This is a genomic window from Enterovibrio baiacu (assembly GCF_004120195.1).
GTDB lineage: Bacteria > Pseudomonadota > Gammaproteobacteria > Enterobacterales > Vibrionaceae > Enterovibrio > Enterovibrio baiacui.
Genome location: NZ_SCHN01000008.1, coordinates 51,622 through 71,891, shown reverse-complemented (window position 1 = coordinate 71,891; position 20,270 = coordinate 51,622). Strand labels below are relative to the sequence as shown.

The 20,270-nt window shown below is 47.0% G+C and carries 15 protein-coding genes; 10 read left to right on the top strand and 5 right to left on the bottom strand.

Annotation, left to right across the window (positions count from 1 at the left end; translation table 11 throughout):
* Positions 1-355: 355 nt before the first annotated feature.
* The 4 genes from gltX to ligA all read right to left on the bottom strand — a co-directional run bounded on the left by gltX (position 356) and on the right by ligA (position 6,751).
* The gene (gene gltX, locus EQP46_RS07195; protein ID WP_129493005.1) at positions 356-1,777 is read right to left on the bottom strand and encodes a glutamate--tRNA ligase; all 1,422 of its coding nucleotides are present in this window, start codon (positions 1,775-1,777) and stop codon (positions 356-358) included.
* A gap of 556 nt (positions 1,778-2,333) precedes the next feature.
* On the bottom strand, positions 2,334-2,984 hold the full coding sequence (locus EQP46_RS07185; protein ID WP_129493004.1) for a YccT family protein: 651 nt from the start codon (positions 2,982-2,984) through the stop codon (positions 2,334-2,336).
* Positions 2,985-3,172: 188 nt separating this feature from the next.
* The gene (locus EQP46_RS07180; RefSeq protein WP_129493003.1) at positions 3,173-4,213 is read right to left on the bottom strand and encodes a porin; all 1,041 of its coding nucleotides are present in this window, start codon (positions 4,211-4,213) and stop codon (positions 3,173-3,175) included.
* Positions 4,214-4,741: 528 nt separating this feature from the next.
* Entirely contained in the window at positions 4,742-6,751 is a 2,010-nt protein-coding gene (gene ligA / locus EQP46_RS07175) for an NAD-dependent DNA ligase LigA (protein WP_129493399.1), read from the bottom strand.
* Between the two features lie 229 nt (positions 6,752-6,980).
* Between ligA and EQP46_RS07170 the strand changes: the two genes are divergently transcribed.
* The 7 genes from EQP46_RS07170 (at position 6,981) to EQP46_RS07140 (ending at position 16,316) form a co-directional block, all read left to right on the top strand.
* Positions 6,981-7,457, top strand: coding sequence for a hypothetical protein (locus EQP46_RS07170; RefSeq protein ID WP_129493002.1), 477 nt, complete (start codon positions 6,981-6,983; stop codon positions 7,455-7,457).
* Between the two features lie 164 nt (positions 7,458-7,621).
* Positions 7,622-9,436 (top strand): protein translocase subunit SecD, encoded by a 1,815-nt coding sequence (gene secD, locus EQP46_RS07165; protein WP_129493001.1) that lies wholly within the window; start codon positions 7,622-7,624, stop codon positions 9,434-9,436.
* 2 nt (positions 9,437-9,438) lie between these two features.
* Complete coding sequence (gene secF / locus EQP46_RS07160; protein WP_129493000.1) at positions 9,439-10,335, top strand: protein translocase subunit SecF; 897 nt, start codon at positions 9,439-9,441, stop codon at positions 10,333-10,335.
* A 667-nt stretch (positions 10,336-11,002) separates the two neighbouring features.
* Positions 11,003-13,114, top strand: coding sequence for a protein-disulfide reductase DsbD family protein (locus tag EQP46_RS07155; RefSeq protein WP_129492999.1), 2,112 nt, complete (start codon positions 11,003-11,005; stop codon positions 13,112-13,114).
* Positions 13,107-13,643 carry a protein disulfide oxidoreductase gene (locus tag EQP46_RS07150; RefSeq protein WP_129492998.1) on the top strand — a complete coding sequence of 179 codons (537 nt, stop codon included), beginning with the start codon at positions 13,107-13,109 and terminating at the stop codon, positions 13,641-13,643. The genes EQP46_RS07155 and EQP46_RS07150 overlap by 8 nt, the downstream gene beginning before the upstream one ends.
* A gap of 19 nt (positions 13,644-13,662) precedes the next feature.
* Positions 13,663-14,403 (top strand): DsbA family protein, encoded by a 741-nt coding sequence (locus tag EQP46_RS07145; protein ID WP_129492997.1) that lies wholly within the window; start codon positions 13,663-13,665, stop codon positions 14,401-14,403.
* Positions 14,404-14,744: 341 nt separating this feature from the next.
* Positions 14,745-16,316 (top strand): lytic polysaccharide monooxygenase, encoded by a 1,572-nt coding sequence (locus EQP46_RS07140; protein WP_129492996.1) that lies wholly within the window; start codon positions 14,745-14,747, stop codon positions 16,314-16,316.
* 67 nt (positions 16,317-16,383) lie between these two features.
* Here EQP46_RS07140 and zipA read toward each other — a convergent pair whose 3' ends face one another.
* A complete protein-coding gene (gene zipA / locus EQP46_RS07135) occupies positions 16,384-17,424 on the bottom strand; it encodes a cell division protein ZipA (protein WP_129492995.1) in 1,041 nt (346 codons plus the stop codon).
* Positions 17,425-17,700: 276 nt separating this feature from the next.
* Between zipA and cysZ the strand changes: the two genes are divergently transcribed.
* The 3 genes from cysZ to EQP46_RS07115 all read left to right on the top strand — a co-directional run bounded on the left by cysZ (position 17,701) and on the right by EQP46_RS07115 (position 20,257).
* Complete coding sequence (gene cysZ / locus EQP46_RS07125; protein WP_129492993.1) at positions 17,701-18,462, top strand: sulfate transporter CysZ; 762 nt, start codon at positions 17,701-17,703, stop codon at positions 18,460-18,462.
* 251 nt (positions 18,463-18,713) lie between these two features.
* Positions 18,714-19,682, top strand: a complete 969-nt coding sequence (gene cysK, locus EQP46_RS07120; protein ID WP_129492992.1) for a cysteine synthase A — start codon at positions 18,714-18,716, stop codon at positions 19,680-19,682.
* Between the two features lie 317 nt (positions 19,683-19,999).
* A complete protein-coding gene (locus tag EQP46_RS07115; protein WP_002537934.1) occupies positions 20,000-20,257 on the top strand; it encodes an HPr family phosphocarrier protein in 258 nt (85 codons plus the stop codon).
* Positions 20,258-20,270: the final 13 nt, after the last annotated feature.

Here is a 20,270-nt window from a genome sequence, read left to right as displayed (position 1 = left end):
GCAGCTGAATGAAGTTTGAATTAGTTCAAAGTTAACATCTAAAACGATATATAACTCTTAATAACAACAACTTACAACCATGTGAATTTTTATAAATCAGCGTAATTTTTAGATAACCACTCATAAAAAAGAGGTGCGTCACACACTTCCTTCTCAAGCAGAAATATCTAATCCATAACCACGAAAATCTAAACTGCGTAAAGTGAGCTCGGACGCATAATTCGTTCAAGAAGAGAATTGCAGATTGCAGCAGAAACAAACGATTTACTTGCCTGCATGCATTAGAGAAAGAAAAAGCCCCTCGTAAAAACGAGAGGCTTTCGAATGCGAGCTTGTAATTAGTCGCTATCTGGCGTTATTGCGCTTCACGTTGAGCAATAAATGCGAGAGCTTGTTCGATACGAGAAACAACGCGTGCTTGCCCAACCAATGCCATCACAGCATCAACCGATGGTGATTGGCCTTGGCCGGTAACCGCAACGCGCAGAGGCATCCCTACTTTACCCATACCAAGATCGAGCTCACTGCACGTATCGGCGATCACTGCGTGCAGGTTTTCAACTGTCCATGCATCTTGCGCTTTTACTTTAACAAGTGCGAGTTCAAGCGCTTCTTTAGCAACTGGGCGAAGGTGTTTCTTCGCAGCGCCTGCTTCAAACTCTTCGAAATCTTGATAGAAGTAGCGACATTGCTCAGCCAACTCGATCAATGTGTTGCAACGCTCACCCACAAGAGCAATAACATCGGCAACAGCTGGACCGTTTTCCGTTGAAATACCTTTGGCATCAAGATGCCATTGAAGGTATTTAGCCACATACTCTGGCTCAGACGTCTTGATGTAGTGGTTGTTCAACCAAAGAAGCTTATCTGTGTTAAATGCTGATGCAGATTTACTCACAGATTCAAGGCTGAATAAGCTGATCATTTCTTCTAGAGAGAAGATTTCTTGGTCACCATGAGACCAACCTAGACGCACCAAATAGTTCAGTAGCGCTTGCGGCAAGTAGCCTTCATCACGGTATTGCATCACACTCACTGCACCGTGGCGTTTCGACAATTTCGCACCGTCATCACCCAGAATCATTGAGCAATGTGCAAATTCAGGTACCGCTGCGCCAATCGCTTTGTAGATATTGATTTGACGAGGGGTGTTGTTGATATGGTCTTCACCACGAACAACTTGAGTAATACCCATATCCCAGTCATCTATGACAACACAGAAGTTATAGGTCGGGCTACCGTCGGTACGACGGATGATCAAATCATCCAACTCACTGTTAGCGATTTCAATTCGGCCACGAATTTTGTCATCAAATACTACCGTCCCTTCTTTCGGGTTGCGGAAACGAATACAGAAAGGAGAACTTTCTGTGGCCTCAGCGTTTGCCGCAACGACTCTCGGATGATTAGCATCGTATCGCGGCTTAGTGCCAGCAGCCATCTGCTCTTCACGGATTTCGTCAAGAAGCTCTTTTGGCGCATAACATTTGTAGGCTTTATTTTCGGCGAGTAGCTGATCAACCACTTCGTTATAGCGATCGAAGCGTTTCGTTTGGTAGTAAGGACCTTCATCCCAATCCAAACCTAACCACTGCATACCTTCAATGATCGCATCGATTGCTTCTTGAGTAGAGCGCTCAATATCAGTGTCTTCAATACGAAGGACAAACTCTCCGCCAGTATGTTTAGCGTAAAGCCATGAATAAAGTGCAGTGCGAGCACCGCCTACATGCAAGAAGCCTGTTGGGCTTGGAGCAAAACGTGTTTTAACGTTCATGTTAATCCTATTACGTTTGGCAAAATTAGAGTGATGCGGAGAGAGCTCCGTAAGGGCGCTATTGTAAGCGGTGTGACGCGCATGAACAATGATAAGAATGTTTCATGAATCTTCTCATACGGAACGCCATACGATACTCCAAAAAGAAGCCTTAGAATCATCACGAATAAAATTAAATCTTATTTTTCATCACAAAACACAACATACGTCTAACATGATAAGTGATATGGCTCGCAAAGAGCTAAACAATAGGAGAGTAACAAATGAAAAAATTGATGGCTTTGTTTTCAATTCTAGCGTTATCGCTTTCGATCAACTTCTCAGCACATGCAAACGATGGAAGCGGAGGCTCCGCAACTCAAATGGGGCCGCTTGTAACATGCACATACAGTGATGGCTCAACAAACTATGTACCGTCTATGATGTGTACATATGAAAATGGTACCTTCGTGAGAAATTGGGGCAATCAATAGTAGATTAATAGCCACACGGAAAAGAGGCTTTACTTACAAGTAAAGCCTCTTTGTCATCGAAAGTTATTCATTCCGGTCACATGCTATTGCACATTTTGAACAGCCCACGATAGAAAGCTTTTCTGTTGCTCTTGTGTCATTCTAAGAAAATCAGCCTGGAGCAAAATAAAACGGTTGCCGCTCTTTTCCTGAATTTTATCCTTCAGTTGCACTGAAGCAGCAATAGGAAGTTCATTCAAAACGAGATCGGGATTTGCAACAGAGCCCACCAGAATATTTTCTGTTTTATTGAATAGCGCTAGATCCCGTTGTATATCGGGCAGAACACCAGGGCCTCGCTGCAACACACCTTGATGAAAATCAACTGCACCTGAACTTCTAATATCGATTGATGGTTTTAGATCAAAGCCACTCACATCGCGAGACGATTCTATCCTGCGTGTTGGAACTACTTCTAGCTCTGTGTCGCTCGCATCAAACGTCACAACCATTGGACGAGAGTTAAATTTTTCGTGTGCACTTCCCTTAGGTAAAAGCTTACTCACTCGAATAACCACTTGATTCTGGCCGTTAGGTACCGTTGCCGTTTTCTGCGTACCTAGATTAAAACCAAGCTCTTCGCCATTGATAACCATAAACTCTAAATCGCGATGCAATTTTACGTTCACATCAGCAAAAGAAACCGAAGAAACAGATAGTGCGGCTAATACCAAAACACTTTTAATAATATTCATTGTGAAAAACCTCTAGCTAACTCAAAACCGAACGACTTAGTCTTCAGCAAGATTGACGCGTTTGTACCATCACGACTGCTAACTCTCTATCTACCTGAGCGTATTTAAATAGAAAATGTTGATAGAAAAAAGCGAGCCTGTTCGGCTCGCTCTATTTGACTACTCTCTAAACTTCAATGAAACACGGCTTAGAAGTAGTATTCAGTACCGATCATGAAGCGAGTACCGCTTCCTGAATTTTCTTTGTCATTCAGCATTTCATAGTTACGTACATCTGCATACCAAACCATGCTTGGAAGTGCATAAAGAATACGACCAGTGATTGCAGTGGACTCGTTGTCAGTACCTAGGTCTGATTCGAAGGTTTGCGCGTAACCAACTTTAGTTAGCCACTTGTCGCTTAGCCAGTATTGACCGGTTACAGAAATCGCATCTTGGTCATCGTTAGCAAGATCATTGCTCATCATTTTATAACCAGCAGTAAAGGTTGCTTTACCAAACCATACGCTACCACCAATCAAGCTATAGCTCACGTCGCCTTTCTGGGTTGTTGCGCCATCTGCAGTTTCATCATACTCGCCTTGCGTGTAGTGGCCGCCATGAACACTAAAGTTATCACCGGTGTATGAACCAGCAAGAGAGATAACAGCAGCATCCGTTGAAGAACCCATACCACTTAGCGTCGCTTGATAATTGAAACCGCCAAAGTTCGCAGAATCCCAGCGTAAAACGTTATCTGCGCGGTCTTCGTAGCCAGCCCCAATCGCATTGGTCCAGTCGAATACGTTACCAAGACCTGGGTTTGTATGTGGCCAATCAAGGTAGTCGTATACTGCAACAGTACGACGACCAAATGTTACTGTACCAACATCTTCAAATTGAAGACCAACGTATGTATCGCGACCACCAAGGATACCGTGGTATTTATTCCAAGGGTCAGTACCACTATCGCGGTTGTTCGCATTACCTGACTCGATTTGCCAAACAAAGTTAGGCGCAAAGTCATCAAACTCTACAACACCCTTAAAACCAATACGTGATTCAACTTCAACACCCGCATTCGTCTCTGCGCCAGAAGCTGATGGGTCCCATACTTGGTAAGAAGCTGCAGCTTGCCCGTAAAGTTGAACCGCCTGACCGTGCAACTCAATCGCAGCATTTGCGCTACCTGAAACTGCTGCAACTGCTACTGCTGCACCTAATAGTGAACGTTTGAACATTTTTTCCATGGAATAAACTCCTAAAAGGGATATCTAAACGTCATTCCATTGCTTTTAAAGGTTGGCCGCCGAAAGCAATGATCTGATTACTCGTTCGTAAAAAATGATAAATTATTCATCACTTTAAATTTTTATAAACCGATTGAACTCTCCCTCAACCGATGTATTCAGCCTACTTCCACGTGAAAAAACATCAATGAGAACTTTATTTGTTATTAAAAAAATATGACTCGGTGCAAAGTTCCAACCATGTTCGTGATCAGGATCTCCATTTTAGATAAAAACATAAACCAAAGAATGTAAAACCATTTAATTCAATCACTTAAATAAATAACTCCATAATCAAAGCTGCACAATCCTCACACACAGCAATCCCAATCAAAAGAATTAAATCTCAATAAAAGCACTGATACTCAGTGGTGAGTCATGATATTTCTCGAGAAGAATTATTGGCGTTATTGATGTGTTGTTTTCCGCGCACAAAAAACGCCAGTCAAAGACTGGCGTTTATGCTCAACATGAAGCGACAGTATTTATTTAGGAGAGCAGCTGGATCATTCCGTCTTCATCTAAGATATCGATGCCAAGATCTTGCGCCTTGGTCAGTTTGGAACCAGCAGCTTCGCCCGCTATCAAAAGGTCAGTTTTCGCAGAAACACTGCCTGTGACTTTCGCCCCTCGCGCTTGAAGTGCCGCTTTGGCATCAGAACGCGACATCTGAGAAAGCGTGCCGGTTAACACAACCACCTTGCCCTCAAGCGGCAACGAGACACTTTCATCACGCGCTGTAATTTCTGGCCAGTGAATACCCGCTTCCAGCAGCGCATCAATCGCCTCTTTGTTGCGCTCTTCACTAAAGAAAGATGTCACGTGCTTGGCGACAATGACACCGACATCTTGAACGTCTATCAGCTTTTCTTCTGTCGCTTCTCGAATAGCTTCAAGCGTAAAGAAATGGTTCGCGAGGTTCGCCGCTGTTGCTTCGCCTACTTCTCGGATACCCAATGAGTAAATAAAGCGCGGCAGCGTGGTTTCTTTTGCTTTGTTCAGTGAATCCACTAAATTCTGTGCTGATTTAGGCCCCATGCGCTCTAGCATGGTGATTTGACCTGCTGACAACTTGAATAAATCCGCTGGGGCTTGAACCAATTCTTTATCAATCAGTTGCTCTACGATTTTGTCGCCAAGACCGTCTACATCGAGCGCTTTACGCGATGAGAAATGCTTGATGGCTTCTTTACGCTGCGCGCGACAAATCAAACCACCAGAACAACGCGCAACGGCTTCACCTTCAATGCGTTCAACGTGTGAATGACACACAGGGCAAGCCGCAGGGAACACTACGTCTCTTGCATCATCAGGTCTTCTGCTCTCAACCACATTCACGATTTGTGGAATCACATCTCCAGCACGACGAATAATGACGGTATCGCCGATTTTGACACCCAAACGGGCAATTTCATCCGCGTTATGAAGTGTGGCATTGGAAACCGTCACACCACCAACAAAGACAGGGTCAAGTTTGGCTACGGGTGTAATGGCCCCGGTTCGCCCCACCTGGAACTCAACATCCAATAACGTGGTGATTTCTTCTTGCGCTGGGAATTTGTAAGCAATGGCCCAACGCGGTGCGCGAGCCACAAAGCCCAATTGCTCTTGCGTCACAATGGCATCAACTTTAATCACGACGCCGTCAATCTCGTAAGGCAGCGCGTTGCGGCGTTCCATGATGTCTTGATAGTAAGCAATCACATTGTCTAAGCCATTCACTTTTTTCACTTCAGGGCTCAATGGAATACCCCACTGACGAAGTTGTTCTAAACGGCCAATATGTGAGTCGCCAAACGCTTCCGACATGACACCTACCGAGTAGGCATAAAAACGTAAAGGACGGGTTGCGGTGATTTTTGGGTCGAGTTGACGAAGGCTGCCAGCCGCGGCATTTCGGGGGTTTGCGAAGGCTTTTTCACCTTTTTTTAGATTTTTCTCATTCAGCTTATCGAAGCCATCTTTGAGCATAAACACTTCGCCACGCACTTCTAAACGCGCTGGCCAACCTGAACCTTGAAGTTGCAGAGGAACGTTTCGGATCGTGCGGGCATTGTGCGTGATGTTCTCACCCGTCGCACCGTCACCTCGAGTAGCCGCTTGAACAAGCACGCCGTTTTCGTACATCAAACTCACCGCGAGGCCATCCAATTTAGGCTCACAGCTGTACGTAAAATCAGCAGCGTCGTTCAATCGGTCTTTCATACGCTTTTCGAACGCTTTTAGCTCGTCATCATCGAATGCATTGTCGAGCGACAGCATCGGGATTTCATGACGGACTTGGACAAACGCACTGAGTGGCTGACCGCCAACACGTTGACTCGGTGAATCTGCTGAAACCAACTCAGGGTGCTCTGACTCTATCGCCAGCAATTGCTGCATCAAACGGTCATACTCCGCATCAGGAAGCTCTGGCTTATCTTCTACGTAGTAAAGGTGGCCATGATAATTAAGCTGCTCTTTCAGCGCTTGCAATTGTTGTTGGATATCCGAGGTCATCAATTCAGCCCAGTCAGTCTTCTTCACTCAAACGACGAGTAAAGGATAAATAGAATAAGGCCGTAGTATAACCTCAAGCGTATCTGCGTTGCAGTTACACAATATCGAAATTCACCGATGACGGATAAGGTTTGACCGATTTTCAGATCCCTCACAAAGCCGCATTCAGTGCTTGTTGAAAGAAGCACTCGCAAGTAATATGAAACCGAATTTATGGGTGAGTCCTTGTATGTGCAGTATTTGGAATAAACAACGAAGTCTATTGGGCGTCTTGCTCAGTTTGCTGCTCGTCTGTTTTTCTGCTGGCGCATCCACCACTTTCGAACGACAAACGGCAATGTCGGATCTGTCGACTATCGTTTTGTCTCCCCTGACTCACCACCAGCAAGATGCCACAACATCACAAAACGATGCGCATCTCGAACATCGTGCCCCTGCGAAATCCATCGCTCCCGGTTTATCATCCATTCTTCGAAATGGATCTTTCCTGCCTGAGCGATTACACAATACAGAACCAAACTACGAACTCGTTTTTGATTTTGAACCTTCAAGCATTCCATCACGATTGCAATATGTGCACGTCCAATCACGTCATTGGCACGATTGGACGTTAAGAGGCCCCCCTTCCTCTTTGCACCGTATTTCAGGATGGAAGGAATCCAATCTGCTCTATCGGTTTATCAGCCAAGCTGACACTGCGTCTTAACTCTTATCATTTTGAGCGTCTCGCTCACCGCTTTTGCACGTTTGAAAACTTAGTCATACGCGAACTTAGCGTATTGGCGGGTCTTTACGTGTCATGAATGAATACCAATCAAATTGGTAGGTATAAGACAAAGTTGCTGGCCAATTGCCAGTGAGACGATTGCTATGCAGTTAAAACCAAAACGAAAGACCGTGCTGAATCATTACCCAGCATGGAAATACGTCGTCCTTGTTACGACCATCATCATTATGCTTCTCAGCGCCCTTCCTTCTTGGTTTGGTGAAGAGGCGGCTGTTTTCATCAAACATAAAGATAATGGCATCGCCCCTGTCACACTAAAGCACCAATTGGATGCGCATAGCGTCGATGTGAAACGCATCGACCAAAAAGGCAACAGCACCACCGTTGTCCTGCAAGATGCTGCCGATCAGAACAAAACGAAAAGTATTCTGACGGAGTATTCGAACAAAGACGACATTGTCACCCTAGGCATGGTTCCTGCGGCCCCAAGTTGGTTGCTTGAAATGGGCTTTAAGCCCATCAAGCTCGGCCTAGATTTACGCGGTGGTGTGCAATTCTTGCTGGATGTAGATATGCAGCAAGTCTTCCGCTCTCACGCCGATCAAGCAGCAGATTCCGTCAAAGCCTTTGCCCGCGAAAATCGCATTCGTGGCTTGCGTGTTCATCAATCCAACGCTGATGGTTTTGTGGTGAATGCCCCCTCTGACGAGGCACAACGTGCGGTTCGACAATACCTTCGTGAGCAATTCCCGCAGTGGGATGTGCAAGGGAAAGGTGACTTGGGCTTGTCAATCAGTCTAAAGGAGGCAGAAAAGCAAACCCTCACCAACCTGACTGTGCAGCAAAACTTGCAAACCATGCGCAGCCGCATCGAGGAGTTGGGCATCACTGAAGCTGCTGTTCAACGCCAAGGTGAACACCGCATCCGCATTGAATTGCCAGGCGTTCAAGATCCTGCCGCTGCAAAAAATGTTATCGGCGCAACAGCAAGCTTGGCGTTCTATGAAGTAAAAACGTCACCCACGCCGGGCTCAATGATGATCCCTGATGACAAAGGTGCACCTGTTTATGTGAGCCGCAAACCGATTCTTTCTGGCGAACACATTGTGGATGCACGAGCAGGAATGGGCGAAATGGGCACACCAGAAGTAAACATTTCATTGGATGCCTCTGGCGGCAAAATGATGTCAGATTACTCGGCGAAGCACATTGGCGACCCAATGGGCACGGCGTATAGCGAATACAGCCGCGACAGCAAAGGCAATGTCGAGCAAACCAACACCATCATCAGCATTGCAACAATTCAATCTCAGCTGGGTAACCGCTTCCGTATTACGGGTGTCGGCCAACTTGAAGAAGCCCAAGACTTAGCACTGTTGCTGCGCGCAGGCTCACTGACCGCGCCAGTCACCATCGTTGAAGAGCGCACCATTGGCCCTTCTTTGGGTGCTGAAAACATTCAAAACGGTTTCGCGGCGCTGGCGCTTGGCATGGGGTTGACCTTGCTGTTCATGGCGGTCTGGTATCGCAAACTGGGTTGGGTGGCGAACCTTGCGCTTCTCATCAACATGGTGATGTTGCTGGGTCTTATCGCGTTACTGCCAGGGGCAGTTCTGACGCTTCCGGGTATTGCAGGTCTCGTGCTCACCATCGGTATGGCCGTTGATACCAACGTGCTTATCTTCGAGCGAATAAAAGAAAAAATGCGGGAAGGACGAAGCTTCGCGCAATCTATCGATCTTGGCTTTAGCAGTGCGTTTGCCACCATTTTGGACTCAAACATCACCACGCTAATTTCCGCCGCAACGTTATACGCAATCGGTAATGGCCCGATTCAGGGCTTCGCCCTCACATTGGGGCTAGGTCTTCTAACAAGCATGTTCACGGGTATTTTCGCTTCTCGCGCGGTGATTAACCTATTTTGGGGTAAAGATGCGCGCCGTGATGTGAGGGTATAACCATGATAACAGTCAAAAACATGACCAAATGGCGCCATATCGGCACCTTGCTTTCTTGTGTAGTGATGTTGATTTCCATTTTCACACTCGCGACGAAAGGCTTGAACTACGGGCTCGATTTCACGGGGGGAATGATCAGCGAAGTCAGACTGGATAAAACCCTGACAGCCAAAGAGATTCAATCCCACTTAGAAACCGCATTGAACCAACCCGTGTCAGTGGTGGAAGCGGGAGACCCAGGTCAGTGGGTACTTCGCTATGCCGCACCTGAGACGCTCAGCGATCAACCAGAAATCAAAACGCTACTCAATGGCTTTTCTGACAACGTTGAAATGCTCAACGTCAGTCTGGTTGGCCCACAAGTAGGGCAAGAACTGGCAGAGCAAGGTGGCTTGGCGGTACTGATTACGCTGTTGGTAATACTTGGTTATTTGAGCATGCGCTTCGAATGGAGACTGGCATCTGGCGCATTGCTGGCCTTGGTGCATGACGTGGTGCTGCTGCTAGGATTCTTCTCGCTCACGGGAATGGAGTTTAACCTCACCGTGCTGGCGGCATTGCTAGCAGTATTAGGTTACTCACTCAATGACTCCATCATCATTTCAGACCGCATTCGCGAACTACTAAAAGCCAACGTCAGCCTGCCGATTGCTGAATTGAACAACCGCGCCATTGTTTCTACTTTGTCGCGTACCTTGATCACGTCGGGAACCACGCTGATTTCGGTGGGGTCACTGTGGTTGCTTGGAGGAGAGCCACTGTACGGGTTCTCTATCACCATGTTCATCGGTATCGTTGCAGGCACATGGTCAACCATGACAGTTGCTACCATCATCCCCGAACTCACGCATCTTGGTCCTCAACACTACGCACCAGCGCCAGTGTCTGACACACCATAGACACGAACCAGCACGGATGTTCAATCCAACAGTAAGGCTCATCTTCTTGGGCCTTACTGCTTTTTACCGCATGCAACCAACTGGATTTAGATGTTTTTATAAAAAAATGCTGAACAAACATTCCCAATCCGCGTCCAACCGTGTTCAATAGAGAGATAAACAACAGCTTCGATAACGCCGAGTTTTCAGAGATTGCGACACATTAAACCCTACACAACATCGATCACACGCGCGCAGTGGGCACTTACCCTAGTTTGGTGGGTGGTGTTTGTGTGTTTGTCGCAAAATGCGGGCGCCTTCAATGCCTGCGGCATGAACCATGGCGTTGTAATAAATGAAGCCACGACGTCAACGCAAAGTACCTCACTAACATCCAACAATGACACCACTGCAATGGCGAGCAATGGCGAGCAATTGCGAGCTTTCTGAAAAGCTGGTTCAGCTATCTTCGTCATCGTGGGAGTCAGCGACATTTACCATGTGGGTGTTTGCGTTCGCCATTATTGCTTGGCTGCTGTCGACATCCACATTTGTTCCAAAGCACCCTGAACCCATTCCTCCGCCCCGGCGATTACACCTCACGTTGTGCGTTTTTAGAGAATAAACACATCAAACACTGGCACACGCTAGACGTTTTTATATTTGTTTAATTTCTAGGAATACACCCATGCACGTTCTAAACACACTCTCACGAAAGCTGGTCTTACTCATCGTGAGTTTGAGCATCGCTTTTTCAACCGTAATGGCGGCACAAGCTGAGACGCCGTCGACAGGCTGGCTCAATAACCCAGCCCACCCTCCGCTTAGCACCCGTATCGTGCTAACAGGGGCAACTAACGCTGACGCCAATACCTTTGATGGCTTTTTAGAAGTCCAATTGAATGATGATTGGAAAACCTACTGGCGAACGCCAGGTGAAGGTGGCATTGCCCCCAGCTTTGACTGGCAAGCATCAGAAAACATAAAAGATATCACTTGGCACTGGCCTGCTCCTCAACGCTTTGACCTGTTAGGTATTGATACCCTTGGTTACAAAGGGCACGTTATCTTTCCTCTCACGTTTACGGCAGTGAATATTCAGAAGCCTGTAAACATCAAAGGCAACGTCACGGTATCGTCGTGCACAACCGTATGTGTACTCACCGACTACCCCATTGATTTAACGGTAATGCCAGCCGCCTTGAAAACCGATCTTCAAGCGCTTCATTTATTCGCGCAAGGCATGAGCAATGTGCCTCAGCCTTCGCCGCTCATAGAAGCGCTTTCCGTCATTTGGGACGAAAGTGCGCAGCAGGTAGAGATCACTGCGAAAAAAACGACGGGCTGGCAAACGCCGGATGTATTGATTGATGGAAGCACCGACGCGGTTCAGGACACTTTCTTCTCCGTTCCCTACATTCAAGTCACGGGAAACACCTTGCGCGCACGCTTTGACGCAAGCAGCTGGATGGGAAAACCTGAGTTAAGCGATGAAACACTCAAAGTGACGTTTCTCGATGACAGCTTTATCGCAGAGCATGCATCAACAGCGAAAAGAGGCATCGCGACTTCGCCATCTCAACCGTCATTTTTCACGGCCATCTTATTCGCCGTATTGGGCGGATTGATTTTGAATATCATGCCCTGCGTCCTGCCCGTCCTCGGCATGAAGCTCGGCAGCGTGATATCCGTGCAAGGACTGGAAAAATCGCAGATCAGACGCCAATTCATTGCCTCTGCGATGGGAATTCTATTTTCGTTCTGGGCGATTGCCGCACTAATCAGCACCTTAAAGCTCACAGGGCACGCATTTGGTTGGGGCATTCAATTTCAAAGCCCATTGTTCATCGGTTTGATGATGGCAGTAACCGCTATTTTTGCCGCCAACATGCTTGGCTTGTTTGAAATCCGCCTTCCTAGCACAGCAAATACGTGGCTTGCCAGCAAAGGAGATAACTCTTACGCCGGTCATTTCACCCAAGGTATGTTTGCAACCTTATTGGCAACACCTTGTTCAGCACCTTTTTTGGGAACGGCTGTCGCGTTTGCTCTCACCACAAATTACCTCATGCTGTTTGTCATTTTCACCGCATTGGCGTTCGGCATGGCAGTACCTTGGTTGTTGGTTGCCGCTATGCCATCCATCGCCCAACGGTTACCCAAGCCTGGCCATTGGATGAACAGACTCAAAGTTACCTTCGGTGTGATGATGCTTGCCACCAGCATATGGTTAATGTCTCTACTACAAAGCCATTTTTCTTTGGGTTGGGTAGTCGCTATCGTATTCGTGGCGACAGTGATTTTTCTCTGGCGAACATCGTCAGTGTATGGGAGAAAAACGACGGTTCTCGTCAGCGCGTTTGCCATGGTTCTGATCGTGGTCGGCATTGCCACAGCAAGTTTGACAGCATCCAAATGGGCCACGCCGCTACCTACCGACCACAACTGGGAGAAACTTTCCTCTGCGCAAATTAGTCACTATGTCGGGCAAGGTAAAACCGTCTTTGTAGATGTGACAGCAGATTGGTGTATTACCTGCAAAGCCAACAAAATCGGCGTATTGCTTCAAGAGCCGGTTTACAGTGCGCTCAACGGTCAGAACATCGTTCGAATGCAGGGTGATTGGACGTCACCCAGTGATTCCGTCACTCAGTATCTTCAACGTCACGGCAGATATGGCGTGCCCTTCAACATTGTTTATGGCCCCAATGCACCCAATGGCATCCCTTTACCTGTGATCCTTTCCAACGACGCCGTACTCCATGCCATCAAGCTCGCACAAGGAACGTCTTATGAGTGACAACACGCCACAGAAAATGGAACCCAAACGTAAATGGAAGAACCCAAAATGGTGGCTTCGAGAGTTTGCGACTTTAGTGGTTCTTTTCAGTGTGATGGCATTTGCGATGGATTGGTGGCGAACCCAAGACATGCCAAAAGGCGCGGTGCCAGCAATGCCAATGACGACAATATCCGGCGATGCTATCGACTTGGTCGCCCTCAGCCATGAAGGACCGGTTGTGCTGTATTTTTGGGCGACATGGTGTCCGGCCTGCAAATTTGTCACGCCTACCGTTGACTGGTTTTCTGATTCTTACCCTGTGATATCCGTAGCAATGACATCAGGTAACAACCGCCGAGTTCAAGCTTATCTCGAGAGTCATGACCTTCATTTTGATACCGTCAACGACGAGAAAGGGAGAATTGGACAAACCTGGGGCATTCAAGCCACACCCACTATCGTCATCATTAAACATGGCCACGTCGAATCTATAACAACAGGCATTACAACGCCGCCGGGTCTGCTGGCTCGCCTGTGGTTTTCCTAACAACTGATGAGCTAAAAAGATGAAAAACACATTACTTCCAATCCTGTTGGTGATGATCGCCACCTTGACCTCTTTCAATGCCGTGTCCGAAACAGCATTGAATAAAACACAACAACAGCAATTGAACGCCATCACTACGCTACTTCAGAAAAATCCAGACATTATTCCTGGTTTACACCAAAGCCTGACGCAATACGTCGCACAGCAACAAGGCTTCAAGGGCATACTCACTGCCAACCACGACTACCTCTATAACAACCCAAATCATACCCAATTTGGCGCGACTGAGCCCAAGCTCACCATTGTGAACTTTACCGACTACAACTGCCCTTTCTGCAAACGCCTCGATCCGGTTTTACATGACATGGCCAAAGCCTACCCAGACATAAAAGTGGTCAACATCTATGTGCCGCTAAAAGAAATGGACGCCCCTCTGTCTGAGATGAATTCAGCGGCATTTGCACTGAACGTATGGCAACAGGCGCGTGATAAGTACTTTGATGTTCACCAGTTACTCCTCACCAAGCCTAGCGCTCATGATCAACGCTCTTTGGCACGTATTGCTGACAAAACGGGGACGCGAGATCAACTCAAACAACACGATGATAGCGTCGAGATGGTTGAGAAAAACGTTTCTCTGTTCCAGCAACTTGGCCTGCGCGGCACGCCAGCCATGATCATTGGCGGTGATGTTGTACCTGGCTATCTGCCTGCCGAAAAACTTGCACCGTTGATCGAATCTGCCTTAGACAAAGCCTAATGACCAAAGATAAAGAAACTGGTCTTTATCGAGATCGAGTGAGGAAAGCTTTTTCCTCACTCCATTGCCCTCCTCGACCTTCATGCTTAAACCTTAAGCGTGCCGACATTTTTCTTCTATACACCTCAATATGTTAAGTCATTTTACGTTGTATTTTGTGTTGCTAAGGTTTAGTGATTTACCTTCCCGTTTAACTCGAAAATTTTCATCCTTTTGAAAAAAGTCTCTTTCTTTTTCGAGCCACTTTTTAATTGTGATAACAATGAATTGAAGCAGTTTTAATAATTGCGCACACCAAGGAGGCAATCACTAAAACAACGAGAAATATAAAAGGAAGGAACATGTTACGTACTCGACTACTCCCCTATATCGCGATAGCGTCTGCTGTTTCAGCAGTAGCCATTCCGCACACGGTATCCGCACATGGGTATATGGATTACCCGCCCGCTCGACAAGAAATCTGCGACAGTGATGGCGGCTTCTGGGATTCGGCAGATGGCTCTACCATTCCGAATGCAGCCTGTCGTGCTGCGTTTTGGGAGTCCAGCTGGATACCCTTTATTCAAAAACATGAGTTCGCCAAACTCGTCTCTGATTACACCAACCAAGCCGCTGTTGAAGAAGCCATACCAAGCGGCGCTCTGTGTTCTGGTGGCGATCCCGATAAAGCGGGCATTGATTTACCGTCTTCTGAATGGCAAACCACCCCCATTGATCCCGCAGCCAATGGCAAATTGACGCTGCTTTATCACGCAGACACACCGCACAATCCAAGCTTCTGGAAAATCTACCTATCAAACGCCAATTACAATCCTGCCTCCTCACCACTCGCTTGGTCTGATATTGATTTGATTGCTGAGTTCGATGATTTGCCCGTTGTGGTGATCAACGAGAGAAAGTACTACCAAATGCAAGTGACACTCCCAACAGACAGAACGGGGAATGCTGTGCTCTTTTCTCGCTGGCAACGCGTCGATGCCGCGGGGGAAGGTTTCTATAACTGTAGTGATATCAGCTTTGGCGGCGATGTTGTTGCGCCAACATGGAACAGCATCGGCAGTGCAATAAAATCCACCACAGATGCCTCTGCAGGCGATACTGTTTGGTTCCGCGTGTTTGATGGTTCAGGCGCTGAAACGGTATTCGAAAAGCTACCAATAGACGCAACCAATGACGCAGAAACCGTGTGGGGCGCGCAGCTCGCTAACGCAGTCAACAACACATCCTCAAGCGCACGTTTAGGTAAATTGGCAGAAGACGGGACAGTCGCTTGGGACAGCAATGATCTTTATGGCAACTTGGTCTTTGTAAAAAACACCAACCACAGTTTCCAACTCGAAGTGAAAAAAGCCGCCGTGAATGCTGCACCTGTTTTGTCAGCGCCCACTTCGGTCTCTGTTGATAGCGGCCAAGACGTTCAATTCTCCGTGTCCGCAACGGATGCAGATAATGACCCTATCGATTTTTCCATCTCAGAAGGAAGCTTCTCGATTAAAGGAAACACAGCCACAGTGACATATTCAGCGCCCGACACCCTTCAAGATCTGATCCAACAGGTTCAAATCACGGCCACAGATGGCCAAGCAACCGTATCAACAGTTGTTGATATTGCTGTGAAGGGGACTGGCCCTGTAGGGGAAACCGATTGGCGTGCCGATAACGTCTACCTGTCGGGAGATTCAGTAAACCACCTTGGAACGCAATACACTGCACAGTGGTGGACGAAAGGTGACGAACCAGGCACATCATCCGTATGGCAGGCACAAGCGGGGGGTGGCGATCAAGCATGGAACGACGGCGTTGCTTATTCAGCGGGTGACATCGTGATGTTTGAGAACGCGAGCTATGAAGCAAAATGGTGGACCAAAGGCGACCTTCCATCAAATGGTGGCCCTTGGAAACGCGTGAAGTAAAAGAAAACCATCAAAGGGTTTCTCCATAAAAAAACGCCCTTAACGGGCGTTTTTTTCTTCACGCTGTTTAAGCAGGTGAATGGAATTTTTTAATTTTTTCTCTGTACGTATCAATGCGCTGAGGCGTCATCATGGTACGAGAATCATCCGTCACCAAACCACCTAACTGATCCGCAACTTGTTGAGCTGTCTGCAGCATCAACTTAAAGTTTTGCTCAGCTTCGCCATAACACGGTAACGTCATAAACAACGAAATGCCTGGCGTGGTGAATTGATGGATAGTTTCTAATGGGAAACTGCCTGGGTTAAACATGTTCGCAGCACTGAACAACACTTTACCCGTACCCGCTAAATCCGCATGACGATGGAAGATTTCCATTTCGCCATACAGCAAACCATGTTGCTCAAGGCAGTTAATCAACTCAGTGCCATCGAACTCTTGGTTATTGCCCGCTTGCACATTGATGATCAGCACTTGCTGTTGAGGCTCAGGTGCAACCTCTGGCTCTTCATCAACCGCGGCAACATCTTGTTCTTCAGATGTTTCAGCAACAGCATCTTTGGCTGGCACGTCCACCACATCTTCATCATAAGACGACGCGGTTTGGTAAAAATCGTTCGACGCTTTCTTCGGTTCAGCAACCGGTTCAGCATCAACACGCGGCTCATCAACGGTAAAAGATGGCGCGTCGTTATCTGAGGCAGAGAAAGCCGGCAGATCAAACGCTTCTTCTTTTGTATCGACAACAACATCGTTCGCAACGGTGTTTGACTCAAGGTCATTATCAATACGTGTATCAGGTGTCGATGCTTCGTCGGTACGCGTTTCGTTCGCGAACAGCGGATCAACATCAGACTTATCGCCAAAGCTTAAACCAGGTTCTTTCCTGTCCACTTTAGGCTTGTCATCACCCGATTTGATGACACGAACAGAGCCGATACCATCCTGATCAAAGCCAGTGTCATCCTTCTCTGTCAGCTTACCAATGGGTTTTTCACCAAATTTGGCAGGCTTTTCTTTCCTACTGGTCCAAAGGCCATGAAGCAGAAGCGCAGCTATCGCTACCGCTCCCAAAATGATCAATACAAGGCGCAATTCCTGCATCATTTAATCTCAGTATTTATCTAATTAGCGACGAGAAACCATAGAGCAAGCCCCTATCTAAACACCTTGGAACAAGCTTTGGCAATGTCGCGCATACAATTTGCTGACTACTGTACCAAAAAGCGCATAAAAGTTAATGCTCAACCCATAAGAACACTCAAAAAGTGCCTGTTCTTTCTGGCTTTTGACACGCAATGCACTTAAAAATTCCACGCCAGCATAAATTGCCAATACCAACAGGAAACCGTTACCATGCAGAGGTTAAAGCAAGGAGACACTATGACCCCCTCAAAACTGGTACAACAACCAACATCCGGTGCAGGTTATTTCCTGCGTGGATTTTCTCTGGCGTTTACGCCAGGTATCCGCAGATTTGTCATCATTCCATTGATGGTTAACCTCTTGTTGATGGGTACCCTGATTGGCGTGCTATTGTCACAACTCAGTACTTGGATTGATGGGTGGCTCTCCTATATTCCTTCATGGCTAGATTGGCTTTCCTACCTACTCTGGCCATTGCTGGCAATTTTCGTGTTGGTCATCTGCTCGTATTTTTTCAGCACGGTCGCTAACTGGATAGCCGCTCCCTTTAATGGCTTATTGGCTGAGCACTTGGAAGCAAAACTCACCGGCAAGCGCCCACCAGACGATGGTATCGCTGGGATCATTAAAGATTTACCGCGTATATTCAAACGAGAATGGCAGAAACTTTGGTATTACCTACCGAAAGCACTGGGGCTGCTGATTTTGATGTGGATTCCGGCGATCGGACAAACACTAGGGCCAGTACTTTGGTTTTTGTTCAGCGCATGGATGATGGGTATTCAATACTGTGACTACCCATTTGATAACCACCGCGTGTCGTTTCCATCAATGAAAGCCACACTGCGTGAACAAAAAGGCATGAGCATGAGCTTTGGGGCGTTAGTCATGGTGTTCACCATGACCCCAGTGCTTAACCTGTTTGTCATGCCCGCCGCTGTGTGTGGCGCCACTGCAATGTGGGTAGACAAATACCGTGGCGAGCTCGCGCGCTACTAACCACCGAGGAGCAAATCCTCTTCTTCTATATACATGTTAACTTTGTCGCCCAACCTCACGGGCGGCAGAGTCATGCAAAGAAACGCCTCCATAATTAGCCAACCCCTGTCTACTTTCCATATCACAAAAGCCAGAAATAACTGTCTAAGTTCTGAAATCACAATAAGATATAACCAACGATTCCTTTGCATTTATGCAAACGGCGATATTATTTTAGACGTATTCCCCAGCAAACCGAAGGAACGAAGAACATGGGTAAGATTTACGAAGATAATACAACTACCATCGGCAACACCCCTCTAGTACGCCTTAACCGTGTATCTAACGGAAAAGTGCTGGTAAAGATTGAAGCGCGTAATCCAAGTTTCAGCGTTAAATGTCGTATCGGTGCGAACATGATTTGGGATGCCGAGAAAAAAGGCACACTGAAACCAGGTGTAGAGTTGGTAGAGCCTACCAGTGGTAACACAGGTATTGCATTGGCATACGTTGCAGCCGCTCGCGGTTACAAGTTGACGTTGACCATGCCTGAATCAATGAGCCTTGAGCGCCGTAAACTGCTAAAAGCGCTGGGTGCAAACCTTGTGCTGACAGAAGCAGCAAAAGGCATGAAAGGTGCGATTGCTAAAGCAGAAGAAATTGTCGCCACTGACCCAGCAAAATACCTGTTGCTTCAACAGTTTGATAACCCTGCTAACCCAGAGATCCACGAAAAGACGACGGGTCCTGAAATCTGGGAAGACACTGACGGCGAAATCGATGTATTCGTTGCGGGTGTAGGTACTGGTGGTACGCTAACTGGTGTTAGCCGTTACATTAAAAACACCCAAGGTAAAGCGATCACAACCGTTGCCGTTGAGCCTTCAGAATCACCGGTTATTGCACAAACAGTTGCGGGTGATGCAGTTCAACCTGCACCACACAAAATTCAAGGTATCGGCGCAGGTTTCGTACCTGGCAACCTTGATCTATCACTGATTGATAAAGTCGTTCACGTTACCTCTGACGAAGCGATTGCTATGGCACGTCGTTTGATGGAAGAAGAAGGTATTCTAGCCGGTATTTCATCAGGCGCAGCGGTTGTAGCGGCAAACAAAGTTGCAGAGCTTCCTGAGTTCGCAGGCAAAAACATTGTTACCATTCTACCAAGTTCTGGTGAGCGTTACCTCAGTACTGCACTGTTCGCAGGCATCTTCACTGAGTTAGAAAACCAGCAGTAATATATACAATTTGTTACAGACAATAGTCTGACAGACAACAAAAAAGCCCCTCCGGGGCTTTTTTGTTTGATTTTTTTAGCCCGCTCTAGTAAAAAATCCCCGCTTCTTATTTTCGAGGCTCGAAATAAAAAGCCGCCTCGTGTTCGAGGCAGATGCCCATTCAAGCGAAAATGTCACAAAAATTTGACTTGGATTAAGCAAAGGCATGCAAATCTTCGTTAGTTTAGGCTCCACCGATAGCCAAATCAGGTCATTCGGTTTAAGCTATCAACAGATTTAATACATAAACTTAAATAAATAATGTATCGGGGTAAATCATGTATCAAAAGCAAGTAGAAATCACTGCTGAAAACGGTCTGCACACTCGTCCTGCTGCTCAGTTTGTTAAGGAAGCAAAAGGCTTCGATGCAAAAATTACTGTTGAATCTGGCGGTAAAGAAGCAAGCGCAACTAGCCTGTTCAAACTGCAAACTCTTGGCCTGACTAAAGGTACCGTTGTAACTATCAAAGCTGATGGTGCACAAGCTCAAGAAGCTGTTGATCACCTAGTTAAACTGATGGACGAGCTGGAATAATCCAGCTTTTTTC

Excerpts from the sequence above, each read along its gene's own strand:
- secF (WP_129493000.1), top strand. The coding sequence starts at position 9,439 with ATGATAACAGTCAAAAACATGACCAAATGGCGCCATATCGGCACCTTG.
- EQP46_RS07145 (WP_129492997.1), top strand. The coding sequence starts at position 13,663 with ATGAAAAACACATTACTTCCAATCCTGTTGGTGATGATCGCCACCTTG.
- cysZ (WP_129492993.1), top strand. The coding sequence starts at position 17,701 with ATGACCCCCTCAAAACTGGTACAACAACCAACATCCGGTGCAGGTTAT.
- EQP46_RS07170 (WP_129493002.1), top strand. The coding sequence starts at position 6,981 with ATGTGCAGTATTTGGAATAAACAACGAAGTCTATTGGGCGTCTTGCTC.
- gltX (WP_129493005.1), bottom strand. The coding sequence starts at position 1,777 with ATGAACGTTAAAACACGTTTTGCTCCAAGCCCAACAGGCTTCTTGCAT.
- EQP46_RS07180 (WP_129493003.1), bottom strand. The coding sequence starts at position 4,213 with ATGGAAAAAATGTTCAAACGTTCACTATTAGGTGCAGCAGTAGCAGTT.
- zipA (WP_129492995.1), bottom strand. The coding sequence starts at position 17,424 with ATGATGCAGGAATTGCGCCTTGTATTGATCATTTTGGGAGCGGTAGCG.
- ligA (WP_129493399.1), bottom strand. The coding sequence starts at position 6,751 with ATGACCTCGGATATCCAACAACAATTGCAAGCGCTGAAAGAGCAGCTT.
- EQP46_RS07185 (WP_129493004.1), bottom strand. The coding sequence starts at position 2,984 with ATGAATATTATTAAAAGTGTTTTGGTATTAGCCGCACTATCTGTTTCT.
- EQP46_RS07150 (WP_129492998.1), top strand. The coding sequence starts at position 13,107 with ATGAGTGACAACACGCCACAGAAAATGGAACCCAAACGTAAATGGAAG.
- secD (WP_129493001.1), top strand. The coding sequence starts at position 7,622 with ATGCAGTTAAAACCAAAACGAAAGACCGTGCTGAATCATTACCCAGCA.
- EQP46_RS07140 (WP_129492996.1), top strand. The coding sequence starts at position 14,745 with ATGTTACGTACTCGACTACTCCCCTATATCGCGATAGCGTCTGCTGTT.
- EQP46_RS07155 (WP_129492999.1), top strand. The coding sequence starts at position 11,003 with ATGCACGTTCTAAACACACTCTCACGAAAGCTGGTCTTACTCATCGTG.
- cysK (WP_129492992.1), top strand. The coding sequence starts at position 18,714 with ATGGGTAAGATTTACGAAGATAATACAACTACCATCGGCAACACCCCT.
- EQP46_RS07115 (WP_002537934.1), top strand. The coding sequence starts at position 20,000 with ATGTATCAAAAGCAAGTAGAAATCACTGCTGAAAACGGTCTGCACACT.